The 15,358-nt window shown below is 66.3% G+C and carries 16 protein-coding genes; 9 read left to right on the plus strand and 7 right to left on the minus strand.

What is annotated here, in order from left to right; translation table 11 throughout:
• Positions 1-17: 17 nt before the first annotated feature.
• Genes KBY67_RS04400 through KBY67_RS04410 form a run of 3 tightly spaced genes read right to left on the minus strand, consistent with a single transcriptional unit; the run spans position 18 to position 2,739 of the window.
• Positions 18-1,064, minus strand: a complete 1,047-nt coding sequence (locus KBY67_RS04400; RefSeq protein WP_255109156.1) for a long-chain acyl-[acyl-carrier-protein] reductase — start codon at positions 1,062-1,064, stop codon at positions 18-20.
• Positions 1,065-1,124: 60 nt separating this feature from the next.
• Positions 1,125-1,886 carry an aldehyde oxygenase (deformylating) gene (locus tag KBY67_RS04405; protein WP_255109158.1) on the minus strand — a complete coding sequence of 254 codons (762 nt, stop codon included), beginning with the start codon at positions 1,884-1,886 and terminating at the stop codon, positions 1,125-1,127.
• Between the two features lie 58 nt (positions 1,887-1,944).
• Positions 1,945-2,739 (minus strand): creatininase family protein, encoded by a 795-nt coding sequence (locus tag KBY67_RS04410; RefSeq protein WP_255109160.1) that lies wholly within the window; start codon positions 2,737-2,739, stop codon positions 1,945-1,947.
• 52 nt (positions 2,740-2,791) lie between these two features.
• On the opposite strand from KBY67_RS04410, the gene KBY67_RS04415 reads away from it, so the two are divergent.
• Genes KBY67_RS04415 through pgeF form a run of 3 tightly spaced genes read left to right on the plus strand, consistent with a single transcriptional unit; the run spans position 2,792 to position 5,760 of the window.
• Positions 2,792-4,039, plus strand: coding sequence for a S1 RNA-binding domain-containing protein (locus KBY67_RS04415; protein ID WP_255109162.1), 1,248 nt, complete (start codon positions 2,792-2,794; stop codon positions 4,037-4,039).
• On the plus strand, positions 4,036-4,935 hold the full coding sequence (locus KBY67_RS04420; RefSeq protein ID WP_255109164.1) for a Tab2/Atab2 family RNA-binding protein: 900 nt from the start codon (positions 4,036-4,038) through the stop codon (positions 4,933-4,935). Before KBY67_RS04415 ends, KBY67_RS04420 begins: the two co-directional genes overlap by 4 nt.
• Positions 4,936-4,947: 12 nt before the next feature.
• Positions 4,948-5,760 (plus strand): peptidoglycan editing factor PgeF, encoded by an 813-nt coding sequence (gene pgeF, locus KBY67_RS04425; protein ID WP_255109166.1) that lies wholly within the window; start codon positions 4,948-4,950, stop codon positions 5,758-5,760.
• Here the strand turns inward: pgeF and KBY67_RS04430 are convergent.
• Positions 5,720-7,396, minus strand: a complete 1,677-nt coding sequence (locus tag KBY67_RS04430; protein WP_255109168.1) for an NAD(P)/FAD-dependent oxidoreductase — start codon at positions 7,394-7,396, stop codon at positions 5,720-5,722. The two genes, pgeF and KBY67_RS04430, sit on opposite strands and share 41 nt — an antisense overlap.
• 121 nt (positions 7,397-7,517) lie before the next feature.
• On the opposite strand from KBY67_RS04430, the gene KBY67_RS04435 reads away from it, so the two are divergent.
• Positions 7,518-7,652: a hypothetical protein gene (locus KBY67_RS04435; protein ID WP_255109170.1), complete on the plus strand. Its 135-nt coding sequence runs from the start codon at positions 7,518-7,520 to the stop codon at positions 7,650-7,652.
• 36 nt (positions 7,653-7,688) lie between these two features.
• Positions 7,689-8,429, plus strand: a complete 741-nt coding sequence (locus KBY67_RS04440) for an MBL fold metallo-hydrolase (protein ID WP_255109172.1) — start codon at positions 7,689-7,691, stop codon at positions 8,427-8,429.
• A 65-nt stretch (positions 8,430-8,494) separates the two neighbouring features.
• On the opposite strand, the gene KBY67_RS04445 is transcribed toward KBY67_RS04440, so the two are convergent.
• The gene (locus KBY67_RS04445; RefSeq protein ID WP_255109174.1) at positions 8,495-9,334 is read right to left on the minus strand and encodes an Npun_R2479 family HD domain-containing metalloprotein; all 840 of its coding nucleotides are present in this window, start codon (positions 9,332-9,334) and stop codon (positions 8,495-8,497) included.
• A gap of 130 nt (positions 9,335-9,464) precedes the next feature.
• Between KBY67_RS04445 and gorA the strand changes: the two genes are divergently transcribed.
• Together gorA and KBY67_RS04455 are read left to right on the plus strand one after the other, a co-directional pair.
• Entirely contained in the window at positions 9,465-10,901 is a 1,437-nt protein-coding gene (gorA, locus tag KBY67_RS04450; RefSeq protein WP_255109389.1) for a glutathione-disulfide reductase, read from the plus strand.
• A gap of 104 nt (positions 10,902-11,005) precedes the next feature.
• Positions 11,006-11,782, plus strand: coding sequence for a response regulator transcription factor (locus tag KBY67_RS04455; RefSeq protein ID WP_255109176.1), 777 nt, complete (start codon positions 11,006-11,008; stop codon positions 11,780-11,782).
• A 257-nt stretch (positions 11,783-12,039) separates the two neighbouring features.
• Here KBY67_RS04455 and KBY67_RS04460 read toward each other — a convergent pair whose 3' ends face one another.
• Positions 12,040-12,618: a ferritin gene (locus KBY67_RS04460; protein WP_255109178.1), complete on the minus strand. Its 579-nt coding sequence runs from the start codon at positions 12,616-12,618 to the stop codon at positions 12,040-12,042.
• Positions 12,619-12,791: 173 nt separating this feature from the next.
• On the opposite strand from KBY67_RS04460, the gene KBY67_RS04465 reads away from it, so the two are divergent.
• Together KBY67_RS04465 and KBY67_RS04470 are read left to right on the plus strand one after the other, a co-directional pair.
• A complete protein-coding gene (locus KBY67_RS04465; RefSeq protein ID WP_255109180.1) occupies positions 12,792-13,064 on the plus strand; it encodes a hypothetical protein in 273 nt (90 codons plus the stop codon).
• A 105-nt stretch (positions 13,065-13,169) separates the two neighbouring features.
• Positions 13,170-14,471, plus strand: coding sequence for an FAD/NAD(P)-binding oxidoreductase (locus tag KBY67_RS04470; RefSeq protein WP_255109182.1), 1,302 nt, complete (start codon positions 13,170-13,172; stop codon positions 14,469-14,471).
• Here the strand turns inward: KBY67_RS04470 and KBY67_RS04475 are convergent, their stop codons facing one another.
• Positions 14,472-15,236 (minus strand): lysophospholipid acyltransferase family protein, encoded by a 765-nt coding sequence (locus KBY67_RS04475; RefSeq protein ID WP_255109184.1) that lies wholly within the window; start codon positions 15,234-15,236, stop codon positions 14,472-14,474. It abuts the gene before it with no gap.
• Between the last annotated feature and the right edge of the window lie 122 nt (positions 15,237-15,358).

The raw sequence follows: 15,358 nt of genomic DNA on the forward strand, positions 1-15,358 counted from the left end.
GAGGGAGGGAGGGTGAATCACACGGCCGCCAGCTGGGGCTGTGGAACCTGGTTCAGGCCGATGGAGCGGAAGCCGTGACGCAGGGAAGCGGCCCCGATCAGCTCCATGTTGGCCAGGGTGATGTTGTTGCGGCCCCAGCTGAAATTGGTGTGAAGGCCTTCGAACTCCAGCAGCATCGCTTCGGCGAAGCAGGCGAAGAGCTGGCGCCTGGGATTGTCCATCTCAGCCACCTCCATCATCTGCCAGCCGATGTCCTGCCAGAACTCGACGATGCCGCCCTTGATCACGTGCACGCCGCCACCGGCCACCTTGGTGTCGAGATTCTTGGGGTAGCCCCCATCAATCATCAGACAGGGGGATCTGAGGCTGTCCGCCTCGATGCTCAAACCCTGGGGAAGGCTGGCCACCCAGACCACCACGTCGGCTTGGGGCAGGGACTCCTCCAGGCTGAGGATGCGGCCGCCGCCCAGCTCGGCCTGCAGATCCAGCAGCGGCTGGGGCTGGCGGGCAACCAGCAGCAGCTCAGCCACGCCTGTCTTTTGGCTCAGCCAGCGGCAGACAGCACTGCCGATGTCGCCGGTGGCCCCCACCACCGCCACCTTGGCCTGGCTCAGATCGATGCCGAGGGCCGGTGCATTGAGTTCCACCTGCTGGGCTATCACCCAGGCGGTGTGGGTGTTGCCGGTGGTGAACCGCTCCCACTCCAGGGCGGTACTGCGTATCTGCTGGCTTTTGAGAAGGTTGAAATTCTCGAAGATGATCGAGGTGAATCCACCCAGGGCGGTGATATCGATCCCACTCTTCTGGGCCAGCTCCATGGCGTTGAGCACCTTGCGCCGGGCGGTCTTGAAACGGCTGAGCATCTCGGGCACAAACACCGAATCGATGTAAGCGCCCTCGATGGTTTTGCCGGTTCGGCTGGTGATGCTGACGGTTTCCACCAACTGAGGTGGAGCCACGCACCAGAGGTCCAGGTCACCCTCGGCATACTCGGGAAAGCCCAGCTCAAGGGCCTTGGACCGTGCCTGCTCCAGGCTGGTGGAGTGACCAATCAGACCGAACATGCAGCTGAGGCGGGGCGAGATGGGGGCGGCTGTGGCCGACGACACATCCTGCCATGGGCTTCAGCCCAACAGAGCGGCGGTGGCCATCCTGGCGATTTCCCGGGTGGTGAAACCGATGTCGATGAGGGCCTCCTGGTAAGAAGTCATGAAGTCGGCCATCAGATCCTCCTGGTCCATGTGCAGCACAGCGGCATCACCAGCCACCTGCTCCAGCATCTTGCGCACCAGCGGCAGGTTGACCCGGTTGGCCTGCTCCAGCTCAGCCCGGGAGGTTTCGAGATTGGCCTTCAGCCACTCCTGGCCGTAATTGAGGTGGGTGTATTCGTCCTTGACCACACCTTCGGTGATCTTGCGGGCGAAGGGATCAGCAACAGGAATATAGATGTGATAGGCGGAGATGGCGAAAGCCTCAATCAAGATGGCCTGAATCAGCAGGCAGGTCACCACCTTCCCTTCGGCGAGGGCCGCCTGGAAGTTGCCGTGGAGTGGTGAGAAGAACTCCTTGGCAAAGTCCATGTCGGCGGTCACCGAGAGATTGTTGGCACAGGCCGTGAATCCCTTCTTGTGCTTCAGCTCCATGCGGGCCAGCCGCGCCAGCTCTTCCGCCTGGTCGGGGATCAGACCACCAAGGGAGATGTAGTTGTCGTGGGCTTCCTGTTCGCCCTCGATCACGATCGCGTTGATGCGGCTGTAGGCGTCCTTGTAGGTGCTGCTGCTGAAATCAGGCAGGTCCAGGTCCTGGTCATCGCTGCTGCCAACAGCAGGGGTGGAGAGAGGGGAATCGGCTGTGCTGACGGCGATGGTGGTCTCAAGGCTGGGCATGGCGTCGCCTGCGGAGGGATCAGTGATGGCGACTGTAACCAGGCCGGCCGGGATTGGTTCAGGGGCGGGGTGGCCAGCTGCTGGTGAGCAGATCCCCCAGCAGCGTCACCCAGCCATCCACCAGGGCTGTGTACAGGGCTTCCCCCAGTGCCGCATCAGCCCCACGAGCATCTCCCACCACGCCACTGGCGGAGAGATCAGCGGTCAGCCAGGCGGTGGGAACAGCCCCCTCCAGGCTCCAGCCCGGCGGCGGCGGCGGATCCAGTTGACCTCCCCTGGGCCGCTGGGGCCCCACCAGGTCGGGGGCCAGATGCAGCATCAGGCTCGTTTCGGCCAGGGCCGCATGCAGCCCCTCGCTGCGCTCCGGCTCCGGCACTAGCGCGGCCACCCCCGGCGGCCCACTCCAGAGGAAACAGGGCATCACTGCCAGGCGGGGATGGGCAGCCCTGAGCTGCCGCGCCGCCACCTGCAGCAGGGCGATCTGGCCGCCGTGGGCGTTGAAGAGCACGAGGCGCTGGAACCCTGCCCGGGCCAGGTCGGCCCCTATGGCCATCACCACCTGCAGCAGCACCTCCGCCGGCAGGCTGAGGGTGCCGGGGAAGGCGCCATGCTCGGGGGAAAAGCCCAGCTGGAACAGCGGCAGCCGCCAGATCGGCAGTTCCGCAGGCAACCGCTCCAGCACGGCCTCAAGCACCCGTTCAGCGAAAATGGAATCAGTGCCCAGGGGCAGCTGCGGACCGTGTTGCTCCACCGCCCCGAACGGCCAGATCACCGTGCTCCCCGGCCGGGAGGCGGCCTCCTGGGCGGCGATCCAGCTGAGCCCTTCGAAGGCGTGCTTGGCAGGTGTCCCCATCCGCTCCACGGGCTGATCCTTACAGTGTGGTGCTGTCAGATCAACCTGGGCCATGGCTGGATCGCAGCGTCCCGTTCCTCCCGCAGGCCCCCGCCCCAAGCCGGCCGCTCCCACCAGGGCAGAGGCGCCGTTGCGCAAGCCGCCTCAGTTGATGTATCTCAGTCGCAAGGACGAGGAGGAGAAGGTGTCGTCGGTGGCCGGCGCTGTGCCGGCTGAGGCGACGGCTCCCCAGCCCGCCGCAGCCAGGGCCGACGATGACGAACGCTTCGAAACGGCCAGCCTTGAGGGCATGACCATGGCTGACCTGATGGGGGCGGCTGATGGCCCCTCCCGTCAGGGCCGCTCCAGCCGCTCCGCCGGCAGTGCCCCTGCCGCTGCCACCACGTCCTCGCGGCCGGCCCGCACCGTCGACGACTTCGACTTCGACGAGGACGCCTTCCTCGCCGCGCTCGACGAGAATGAGCCCGTGGGGGCCACCGGCGATGTGGTCACCGGCACCGTGATCAGCGCCGAGAGCGATGGGGTCTACATCGACATCGGCGGCAAGGCGCCGGGCTTCATGCCCAAGGCAGAGGCAGGCCTCGGGGTGATCGGCAACCTCAAGGAACGCTTTCCCAAGGGTCAGCCCGTGGAGGTGCTGGTCACCCGCGAGCAGAACGCCGATGGCATGGTCACGATCAGTGCCCGCGCCTTGGCCCTGCGCCAGAGCTGGGACAGGCTGAAGCAACTGGAGGCCGCCGGCAAGGTGGTGCAGGTGAAGGTGAGTGGCTTCAACCGCGGTGGCGTCACCTGTGACCTGGAAGGCCTCAGGGGGTTCATCCCCCGCTCCCAGCTCCTGAACGGCGAGAACCACGAGCAGCTGGTGGGCACCTCCTTTGCCGTGGCCTTCCTGGAGGTCAACGCGGACACCCGCAAGCTTGTGCTCTCCGAGAAGCGGGCCGCCAGTGCCTCCCTGCTGGCGGGGCTGGAGGTGGGGCAGCTCGTGGATGGTCAGGTGGTGTCGGTGAAGCCCTATGGCTTCTTCGTGGACCTCGGCGGGGTGAGCGGATTGCTGCACCAGTCGTCGATCACCGGTGTTCACCTGCGCGACATCCGTGAGGCCTTCAGCCAAGGGGAGCGGCTCAAGGCCCTGGTCACCCAGATCGATCCCTCCCGCGGCCGGATCGCCCTCAACACCGCCCTGCTCGAAACCCAGCCCGGTGAGCTGCTCACGGCCAAGGAGACGGTGATGGCCGAAGCGGAGGACCGGGCCAACCGGGCACGCCTGCTGCTGCGTCAGCACGAGCAGGAGGCGGGATGAATCAGGCCGCCCCTCCAGCCCCTGGCACCCAGCTCTCCCTCGACTGGGAACTGGATTTCTTTTCCCGTCCGGTGCTCGATCCCGGCGGCAAGAAGCGCTGGGACCTGCTGATCACGGCCACCCCCGCCAAAGACAGCGGCCAAGCGCCCTTTCGCTGGGCGAAGAACTGTCCGGCCAACACGGTCAATTCGGTGTGGCTGCAGGGAGCCCTCAACGAGGCGCTGCTGGCAGCAGCGGAGCAGGGTCTGGGGGCTCCGCGGCGGCTGCGCTGCTGGCGGGCGACGATGCGCACCATGGTGCAGCGGGCCGCTGAGACCATCGGCCTTGAGGTGATCCCCAGCCGACGCTGTTATGCCTTGGTGGAATGGCTGAGTGAACGGGAACGGGAGGTGTACCCCGCCGAGGAGGGCTACATGGCCGGCCCCCTGGCGCCGCCGCCGTTGCCGATGCGCTCGCTGCCCCTGCCCCTGCCGGAGGCGGCCCGGGGCGATTCCTGGGACTGGGTCTCGCTGCCCCTTGGCGCCCTGCGTGAAGCGCCAGAGTGGGAGATCGGCTTTGAAGGGCTGTTTCCCCTGCCCGATGAACTGCCCGATGAGCTGGTGGTGCCGGGCCTGCGCCTGTTCAGCCGCACCCGCTCCCTGGCCATTGCCGGCTGGATCGCGGGCCTTGAGCCTGCCCGCCTGGAGATGGAAGGTGCCAATCTGGTGCTCGAAGCTGGCCTTGAAGACCGCTGGCGGCTGGCAACCTTGGCCAAAACCGAAGCAAGCGAGGTGACCGAAGCCTTCGCCGCCGCCCGCACGGCCGCCGCTGGTCTGCAGTTCATCGCCGTGCAGAGCGAGGCGCAATCCGAGCGTTTCGATGGCTTCTGGCTCCTGCGCGACATGCTCGATTGCTGAGCACGCCGTTCCGTGGCTGAAGCCGTCGATCCGCCTTTCGATCGCTTCGATCAGGGCTTCAACGCCCTCGATGGCTGGACCTGGGTGGGCACCTATGGCGGCTACTTCCTCCAGTGCGATCGGCTCTCAGAGTTCGAACACGGCTTCTTCACCCGCCAGTGGAGTGGGCGCGGTCCCCAGGAACTGGCGGCCGCCCTCAGCGCCGGTGTCTCGGTGCACCGCACCCGCCAGATCCACAGCCCCCTGGTGCTGGCGGCCACGGAGGCGATCGCTGAACCCTGGCCGGAGGGCGATGGGCTGGTGAGCGATGCCGCTGGCCAGTCGCTGTGGGTCTGCGGCGCCGACTGCACCCCGGTGCTGATCGCCGATCGGGCCCGGGGCTCGGTGGCGGCCTGCCATGCCGGCTGGCGCGGGGTGGCAGGCCGGATCCTGCCGGCTGCGATCGAAGCGCTGGAGCGCTCAGGCAGCCAGCGCCGTGATCTGCTGGTGGCCCTGGGCCCTGCCGTCCGTGGTGAGGCCTACCAAGTGCAACTGGATGTGGCCCTGCAGGTGGGCAAAGCCTGCTGCGCCCCGGGGGAAGATCCCGCCCAGAGCCTGATGGCGGCCGGAGCCCTGAAGCCCGATGATTCGCCCGACTCACCTGGGGATCGCTACCGCCTCGATATCCGCCTGGCCGCCCATACCCAGCTGCTCAACGCCGGACTTGGGCCCGAGCAGCTCAGCCTTTGCCCTCTGTGCACGGTGGCGGAGCCGATGCTGTTTCACTCCTGGCGCCGCGATCAGGTCAAGGCGGTTCAATGGAGCGGCATTGTGGCCCAGGGCTGAGCAGGCTGCAGGCCACTGCCTCCGCCACCCGGATGCCATCGATGCCCGCTGAGAGAATGCCACCGGCATAGCCGGCCCCTTCTCCTGCCGGGTACAGGCCACGGGTGTTCACGCTCTGCAGGTCCGGCCCTCGCGGAATCCTCACGGGTGAGGAGGTGCGCGTCTCGACGCCGGTGAGCAGGGCCTCGGCCATGGCGTAGCCGGGAATGCTGCGCTCGAAGGCCGGGATTGCCTCGCGCAGGGCCAGCACGGCGAACTCCGGCAAGCAGGCGCTCAGATCAGCCGGGGTGGTGCCCGGGGCGTAGGAGGGCTGGATCGTGCCCGGTGGCCGGCTCAGCCCCCGGCCCGAGAGAAAATCATCAAGCCGCTGGACAGGGGCTCTGTAGTTGCCGCCGCCCAGGGCAAAGGCCTTCGCCTCCCAGTGGCGCTGGAAGGCCACGCCGGCGAGGGGATCGTCAGGGCCCTGGCCGTAGGGGAGCAGATCTTCCAGCTCCAGGCCCACGACGATGCCGCTGTTGGCATTGCGCTCGTTGCGGGAGTGCTGACTCATGCCATTGGTCACCAGGTGTCCGGGCTCGGAGGCGGCGGCCACCACCAGGCCGCCGGGGCACATGCAGAAGCTGTAAACGCTGCGGCCATTGCCGAGGTGATGCACCAGCTTGTATTCCGCCGCCCCCAGCCGGGGATGGCCGGCGCAGGCCCCCCAGCGGGCCGCATCGATCAAGGACTGGGGATGCTCCAGGCGCACCCCGATCGAGAAGGGCTTGGGCTCCAGGCGTACCCCGTCGCGCTGGAGGCTGGCGAAGGTGTCGCGGGCGCTGTGGCCCACCGCCAGCACCACATGGCGGGACGCCAGGCAGGAGCTATCGGCGAGCACCACGCCGCAGACCCTTTGCCCGCCAGAGTCGACCTCCGTGTCCAGGCGCACCACCTCGCTGCCGAAGCGGATCTCCCCGCCGAGGGCTTCGATGCGGCTGCGCAGGCCTCGCACCACCGTGGCCAGCTTGAAGGTGCCGATGTGTGGATGATGCAGGGTGAGGATCTCGGGATTGGCCCCGCAGGCCACCAGCTCCTCCAGCACCTTGCGGCCCAGGTGGCGGGGGTCCTGTACCTGGCTGTAGAGCTTGCCGTCGGAGAAGGTGCCGGCTCCGCCCTCGCCAAATTGCACGTTCGAGTGCGGATCGAAAGGCCGCTGGCCCTTCCAGAAACCGAAAGTGTCGGCCGTTCGCTCCTTGATCGGTTTGCCTCGCTCCAGCAGCAGGGGCCGGAGCCCCATCTGGGCAAGCAGGAGTGCGGCGAAATAGCCGCAGGGCCCGGCGCCGACCACGATCGGGCGCTCAGGTCTCCGCGCCGCTCCAGGCTCCAGTTCGGCCACGAAGCGATAGGTGGTGTCGGGGGACGGCCGCAGATGGGGGTCCTGGCGCCAGCGCTGCAGTAGTCCCTTGGGATCGGCCACGTCAAGATCGAGGCTGTAGCTGAAGCGGATGGCGTCCTTGCGGCGGGCATCCACGCTGCGCCTCACCAGCTTCAGGCCCCGCAGAGCATGGGCCGGAAGCGCGAGCCGCTTCAGCACCGCCTGACGGAGTTCGTCGTCGGTGTGATCAAGGGGGAGCTTGAGTTCGCTCAGCCGCAGCACGGGGCCCGCCTGGTCCCTGGTGGGAGTGTCACTTGGAGTGGTATTTCAGCAGCCCGACCCCACAGGCGCCTGAGGACTGTCAGGCTGAAGCCACGACACAGTTTTTCAACGAGCGTTTTTCATGGGTCTTGCCCACTGCCCGCTCTGCGTTGGCCTGGCGGTTGTCAGCCTGGTACGTGCCGGCACGATGGGGGTGATGCTCTGGCGGCTCTGCAGCGGCGAACGCCAGCCACGGTTGCTCCTCAACGCGGCTTAGGGTCTGGGCCCGCAGTCGGATCCGAGCCCTGAAGCCATGGCATTGCAGGCCACTTACTTCGGTGCCAATGGCTGGCTGCTGGATTTTGGAGGCTGCCGAGTTCTGCTGGATCCCTGGCTGAGCGGACCACTGGAGTTCCCCCCTGGTCCCTGGTTCTTTCGCGCCGAGCTGAACCAGCCCTGGCCAGTGCCCGAAGGGATCGATCTGCTGCTGCTCACCCAGGGACTTCCGGACCACTGCCATCCAGCGACCCTGGCGCTGCTGGATTCCAGCTTGCCGGTGGTGGGCTCGGCGGGTGCGGCCACCAGAGCCAGCGACCTGGGCTTTCAGACAGTGCACAGCCTTGCTCCCGGTGAGCGGTTTGAGCACGGCGAGCTGACGATCATGGCCAGCGCTGGCGCTCCGGTGCCTCAGGTGGAGAACGGCTATCTGCTGCGCCATCCTGCCGGCAGCCTTTACGTGGAACCCCATGGCTTCCTCTCGCCTGAGCTGCCGGCTCAGCCGCTGGATGCGGTGATCACCCCGGTGCTGGATCTGGGCTTGCCCCTGGTGGGGGCCTTCGTCAAGGGGAGGCAGGTGCTGCCCCAGCTGCTGGAACGTTTCCAGCCCCGGGTGGTGCTGGCCAGCACCAGCGGTGGTGATGTGCGCTACGCGGGTGCACTGACCCGCATCCTCTGGCAGAAGGGCAGCATCGAGGAGGCGACTGAGGTTGCGGCGGCAGGCTCCCGGTTGATTGATCCGCGCCCTGGCGTGAGCTACGACCTGATGACGGCCTGAGCCGCGTCACCCTTTGGACCAGCCCAGGCTGGATGGGTCGCTGGATGGATCACTCTCTCGTTCCTTCAGGGAATCTCCAGCAGTTCGTGCTCCACCATGAAAATATTGCCGTAGAGATTGGCGAGGATGTCTTTGCCGGCCTGGGTGAGTTCCAGGTAGGGGATGGAAGCCTTGATGTAAGGGAACACCTGACCCCAGTAGAAGGTGGGGTAGGCCTTGAGCAACTGGCCGGGATTTTCACAGCCCAGGGCCTTGTTCACGCCGGTTTCCTCGAACTCCCAGAACAGGGCCGGAATCTTGTTGAGGTAGCGGGGATCACTCAGCTGGCCGATCAGATCGGAGGCCCGCAACAGACCGGGCATGTGGGTGGTGCACTGGTGATCGGTGGAGGCGGGAACGGGAAAGCGGGTGAGCTCAATGTTGCGCTTGATCGCGTCAGCGTCGATCAGCCCATGGCCCCCGAAACGCTCTTCGATGAACAGTTTGCCGCGGTCAATGTGATAGGGCGTGAGAGAGGCACAGGTGGCCCCTTCCTTGAGACTCACCAATTCACCGTTGAGCCCACTGGCGTACTGACCCCCTTTGTCATCACGACAGACTCCCTTGATGTAGCCGATGTCGTGGCAGAGGTGGGAAATCGTGAAATGCAGCCAGGCATCCGGGGTGATTCCGCCCTCGCGCAGATGCTTGCCATAGAGCATGTGCTGGCCCACCAGGGTGACCAGGATCGTGTGCTCGACATCGTGGTAGAGGGCGTCACCGGTGGCGATGTTCTCCAGCGCCATCGAAGCCGCCCAGGAGATGATCTCCTCGTATTCCCGCTTGAGCGTGCCGTAGGAGGCTCGGTAGGTGGTGATCAGACGTTGCTGCACGTCGGCGATCATCAACCGGGTGGCGTTGAACATCGCGGCTGCTGACGGGCGCCCCGCCTGATTCATCGCTCCAAGTTTGCCACCACCTTGGCGAGCTGTGATGCCTGCATGGCAACCGATCGATCATCCTGAGGGCAGTGCAGCAGCTCCCGCCTTGACCACCATCGCTGATCCTGCCCCCAGCTCTGAGGCCCTCTCCGTTGCTGATCACGATCGTTTCGATCTGGTGGTGATCGGCGCGGGATCCGGGGGACTGGCTGCCGCCAAGCGTGCCGCCAGCCATGGGGCCAGGGTCGCGGTGATCGAGGGGGACCGGGTGGGAGGCACCTGCGTGATCCGCGGTTGCGTGCCCAAGAAACTGCTGGTGTACGGCTCGGCCTATCGGCACCTGCTGGCCGATGCCGCCAGTTACGGCTGGAGCGTGGGCCAGAGCCACTGCGATCCATCGCGGCTGTTGGCGGCGGTGCGCGTCGAGGTGGATCGTCTCAATAACTTGCACATCGGCTTTCTCGAGCGCGCCGGGGTGGAGCTGGTGAGGGGCTGGGGCCGCTGTCTGGACGCCCATCACGTGGAAGTGGGCGGAGCCCCAGGCCACGCGACTGACAGTTCGGATGGCCGCTCGGATGACCATCGGCGCCTGCTGCGCGGTGAACGCCTGCTGATCGCCACGGGAGGTCGCCCGCACCGTCCCTCGATTCCCGGAGCCGAGCTGGGCTGGATCAGTGATGACATGTTTCTGCTGGAGCGCCTGCCCCAGCGGGTGCTGATCGTGGGAGGCGGCTTCATTGCCTGTGAATTCGCCTGCATCCTGCGCGGCCTGGGGGTGGAAGTGGATCAGTTCGTGCGCGGGGATCATCTGCTGCGGGGCTTCGATCGGGAACTGAGTGCGGCGGTGCACGAGGGCATGGAGGCCGATGGCATCACCCTTCACTTCGCCCAGACCCTCACCGCCATCACCGCTGAGGCCGGTGATCTGATCGCCAGCACCTGTCAGGGTCGCCAGGAGCGCTGTGGCGGCGTGCTCCTGGCCACAGGGCGTCAGCCCTTCCTGGCCGGCCTCGACCTGGCGGCGGCGGGCGTGGTGGTGGAGGGCGGCCGCATCCCGGTGGATGCCGACCAGCGCACCAACGTGCCCCACATCTTTGCGGTGGGCGATGTCACCGACCGCGTCAACCTCACCCCGGTGGCGGTGGATGAAGGTCGGGCCTTCGCCGACAGCGTCTACGGCGGGCGGCCCCGCCAGGTGGAGCACGACCTGGTGGCCAGTGCGGTGTTCAGCCAGCCGGAGCTGGCCACGGTGGGCCTGAGTGAGGAGAAGGCCGTGGCCCGGCTCGGTGCTGAGGGGGTGCGTCTGTACCGGGCTCGCTTCCGCTCCATGGCCCAGGCACTGCCCCAGCGTGGCCCCCGCTGCCTGCTGAAGCTGGTGGTGGAGGTGGCCTCGGGCCGCGTGCTGGGCTGCCACATGGTGGGCGAACACGCGGCCGAGATCATTCAGATGGCGGCGATCGCCATTGGCATGGGGGCCACCAAGGCCGACTTCGATCGCACCATGGCCCTCCATCCCACCGTGGCGGAGGAGTTCGTGACGCTGCCTGACTGAGCCCAGTCCTGTTGGGTGGAGGTTTCAAGGCTGTCAGTGGATGGAAACAGCGGCAAAATTGATTACGTTCAAGCTGTTGCCTAGATCACGCACTGTTGTCAGCGATGCCCGCTCTCGTTCTGCTCATCGACCAGGATCGGATCGGCCGTGATCGCCTGGCCACCCAGTTGCTGGAGGCTGGCTTCCAGGTGGCGGAGGCGGAGGATGGTCCCCAGGGACTAGCCCTGGCCCGGCAGCTCAATCCCCAGCTGATCGTGATGGATCTGTTGCTGCCGGGCCTCGATGGCCTAAGCGTTCTGCAGCGCTTGCGGCGGGATCAGCGCAGCAGTCGAACCCCCATCCTGCTGCTCACGGCCCTGGCCAGCCTCGGCGACAAGGTGCGGGGCTTCACCACCGGTGCTGACGACTATCTGACCAAGCCCTACGCCTCGGAGGAACTGCTGGCCCGACTCCAGGCGCTGCTGCGGGTCCGTGCCAGCACACCGCAGCAACTGCGGGCTGTTGAAGTGCTCCGCTACGGCCCCCTCACCCTGGTGCCGGAGAGCTGCGAAGCCCTCTGGCATGGGGAGCCGGTGCGGCTGACCCGCACCGAATTCGAACTGCTGCACTGCCTGCTGCAACGCCATGGTCAGGTGGTGCCCTGGGCGGTGCTGCTTCGCGAGATCTGGGGCTACGGGCCTGACAACGATGTGGAATCCATCCGCACCCACGTCCGCCACCTGCGCGCAAAGCTGGAGCCAGATCCCCACAGGCCGGTTCACATCAAAACGATCTACGGCATCGGCTACTGCCTCGACCTGCCCCTCGATGCCGCTGCGGGGTCTGCCGCCGGGACAGGAAGTCTTGTCCTGGTGGGGGAGTCCCCTCGCCGGAGAGCCTGAGTAACATTGATCACACGATCTGGTCACTCCTGCTCCCAGGGCCCAGCCTGGAAGCGCTTGGATGGTTCCAGGATTTTTCACCCATCCCGTCATCCTGTGAACGAAAGTTGCCCCTGGATCGAAGCCTGCCTTGAGCGGGCGACCTGCCCGGTGATGACCGTGGCCAAGTCGAAGGGGAAAGGCTGCAAAGCCAAGAAGTGCTCCAACTGGAAGGGGGGTCGCTGCCGCTGTGGCCGCGACTGATCTCCCCCTCAGCCTCAGGCCACCCCGGCAGCGGCAGCTGCGGCCAGGGATTGATCCAGGATCATCAGGGCGCCAAAATCGGTGCCGCAATGCCGCACCTGGGCCAGTAGATGGGCCACTTCACTTTCAGCATCCACCTGGCTCTTGATCATCGGATCGAGAAAGATCGAACTGCGGTAGTCGCCGCAGCGCTCCGCCAGGCTGTAGAGCTGCTGCAGCGATGTGGTGACCTCCGCTTCCATCTCGAAGGCGGACATCAGCACATCCTCCACGTGGGTCCAGGTCTGCCGGGGCTGGGGCAAAGCGGACAGCTCTACCGGCTGGGAGCGAGCCACCAGGTAATCAACGAAAAGGCCGGCATGGGCACGCTCGCCATCGGATTCAGCCGTGGCGAAGGCGGCAAAACCATTCAATTCCCGCTGGGTGAACCACACAGCCAAGGAGAAGTAAGTATAACTGGCCATCAACTCCATCTGCAGATGGTTGCAGAGGCCTTGGTGCAATTCGGCCTCCATCTCCTGGGCCACGGGCCGCCTTGGCAGCAGCGGCAGTGGATTCAGGCTGGTGGCGCTGGTCGTATTGCTGATCACCATGGAGTCTCTCGCTTCGGCTCAGCTTACAAAGACAGCTGTGTTTTTCGCCAGGGCAGCCCGCCCCCCAGCGGCCTGCTGAACCGGCTGCCAGACCCCGTAGGCTCGGGGTCAGCAAAGCTTGATAACTCTTAACTCTTCATCCCATGTCTGAGGATTGCCGCTGCCCTGGCGGCATGCCAACGGATCTGGCCGCCCTCAACCGCCTCTGCTGGTGCCTCGGGGTGCGCAGTCGCGGGGCTCTCCAGGCGCTCAGGAGCTGCTCCAACCCCCAGCTGCGAACCCGGCTGGAACATGACCTGCTGCAATTGCGTCTGCAGGCCAACACCCTCAGCCACCATGGCGAAACGCTGGCGGCGGCGCTGGATCCGCTGCACTGGCAGCTGGCGCTGCTGCGTGAGCTGATGCGCCGCAATCAGCTCCTGTTCGCGGTCTCCGCCCACAGCTGAGTGGGTGGCCTCAGGGTCGTGGGCCTGCGCCCAGCGGGGACCACTCCAGTGCCGTTGTCGAGCAGCCCCTGCGCGCCCTAGACAGGAATGGTGAGATCAGATGTCATGAGTTCGTCGAGCCCGTCGCAGCACCACCAGATCCTGATCGTCGGCGGCGGCGCGGCGGGGATCACGGTGGCAAGCCAGTTGCTGCTGGCCCGCAGCGGCCTTGACGTGGCCATCCTTGAGCCCAGCAGCGATCACTACTACCAGCCCGGCTGGACCCTGGTGGGCGGTGGGGTGATGACCCAGGAGCAGACCCGCCGCGATGAGGCCGGGCTGATTCCCGCCGGCTGCACCTGGATCCGCGCCGCCGCCGCTGGTTTTGAGCCGGAGTCCAACCGGGTGATCACCAGCACCGGCGAGGCCATCAGTTACGACGCCCTGGTGGTGGCCACCGGCCTGCAGCTGCGCTGGGAGCGGGTGAAGGGGCTCGAGCAAGCCCTCGGCCGCCATGGAGTCACCAGCAACTACTCCAAGGAGCACCTCCCCTACACCTGGGAGACCATTCGAGCGTTCAAGGGCGGCACCGCGATCTTCACCTTCCCCGACACGCCGATCAAGTGCGCCGGGGCCCCGCAGAAGATCATGTACATGGCCGACGACATCTTCAAGGCCACCAGCGGCGTGGGGGTGAACACCCAGGTGATCTTCGCCACCGCCGGTCCCGGCCTCTTCGGTGTTCCGGTCTATGCCCGGGTGTTGAAGAAGGTGGTGGAGCAGCGGGGCATTCAGGTGCTGCTGCGCCACAACCTCAGGGAGATCAGGGCCGAGGAGCAAGTGGCGGTCTTTGAGGTCAGTGACGCAGAGGGGAACACCTCCAGCACGGAGATTCCCTTCTCAATGATCCATGCGGTGCCACCGATGTCGGCGCCGGAACTGATTGCCCAGAGCCCGCTGGCCACCAATGCCCCCGGGGGCTGGGTGGAGGTTGACAAGTTCAGCACCCAGCACGTGCGTTATCCCAATGTCTTCTCCCTGGGAGATGTGTCGTCGCTGCCCACCTCCAAAACCGCCGGTGCGGTGCGGGGCGAGGCACCGGTGCTGGTGGCCAATCTGCTGTCCCAGCTGGACGGCAAACCGCTGCAGGCTCGCTACGACGGCTACAGCGTCTGCCCACTGATCACCGGCTACGGCAGGGTGGTGATGGCGGAGTTCGACTACGACCTCCAGCCCGTGAGCTCCTTCCAGATCGACCCAACCCGCGAGCGCTGGAGCATGTGGCTGATGAAGACCAAGGGCCTGCCCTGGATCTACTGGAACCGGATGCTCAAGGGGCAACCCCACGAGAGCCGCTATCTCAAGCCCTTCAAGCCCCTGGCCAAGGCCCTCGGACTGGCCTACAAAGGCGAACCAGCCGCCAGCTGATCAGCCGCCGCTGCTGCGGGCCAGCTCATCGAGCTGCTGCTGCATCTCCGCCACCACCCGGGCGTAGCAGCTCTGCACGTAGTCGCGGTCGCGGCTGGCGGCATGGCCGCTGCGCTCGAAGCGGATCGGCCGGCAGACCCGGGTGTGGATCCGAGCCGGCAGGGGCAGGTTGGGCAGTGGGCCCACGGCAAGACCCCAGGGCAGGCCGAGATAGAGGGGAAACACCTCCGGGTCGATGCCGAAGAGCCAGGGCAGGCCGCGCTCATGCCAGCGCTTCATCGGCTTGTAGCAGTCTTCGAGCACGACCAGGGTGTCGTGGCTGCCCCAGGAGATCAACGGCACGATCGGTACGTCATGCCAGAGGGCCAGCCGGATGAAGCCGGTGCGTCCCATGAACTCAATGCTCTGGCGCTTGCGGTGAGGCCGGAAGGCATCCTGGCCGCCGCCGGGGAACACCAGCAGGCTGTCGCCCCGCTCCAGAACGGCCATCGCCCCCCGCGGGTAATAGGGGATCGCCCCGGTCTGGGCCGCCAGGTGCGCCGCCTGGGGAAACACCTGCCACACCTTGGGGTGGGCCAGGCCATACACCCGTCGCTCCAGGCCGTAGCGCCGGAACCAGTCGAGCATCAGCATCGGCAGATCGGGGCTGGCCAGCCCGCCGTTGTGGGATCCCACCAGCAGCATCTGGCCTGCGCCTGGGATCTGCTCCCAGCCACTGGTGCTCACCCGGAAATAGTGGCGGTAGAGCCATTCCCAGAGTGGCATCAGACGCCGGATCACCCGTGGATCGCGCTCGGCCCCAGGTTCAGGTCCCGCGCCAGGGCCTTCTCGCATGGAAGTGGATCTTGAGCTTGACCCGACCTTAGGGGCAGTGAGTCGCGCCGCCG

This window comes from Synechococcus sp. RedBA-s, from assembly GCF_024345495.1.
In the GTDB taxonomy this organism is placed as follows: domain Bacteria; phylum Cyanobacteriota; class Cyanobacteriia; order PCC-6307; family Cyanobiaceae; genus Regnicoccus_A.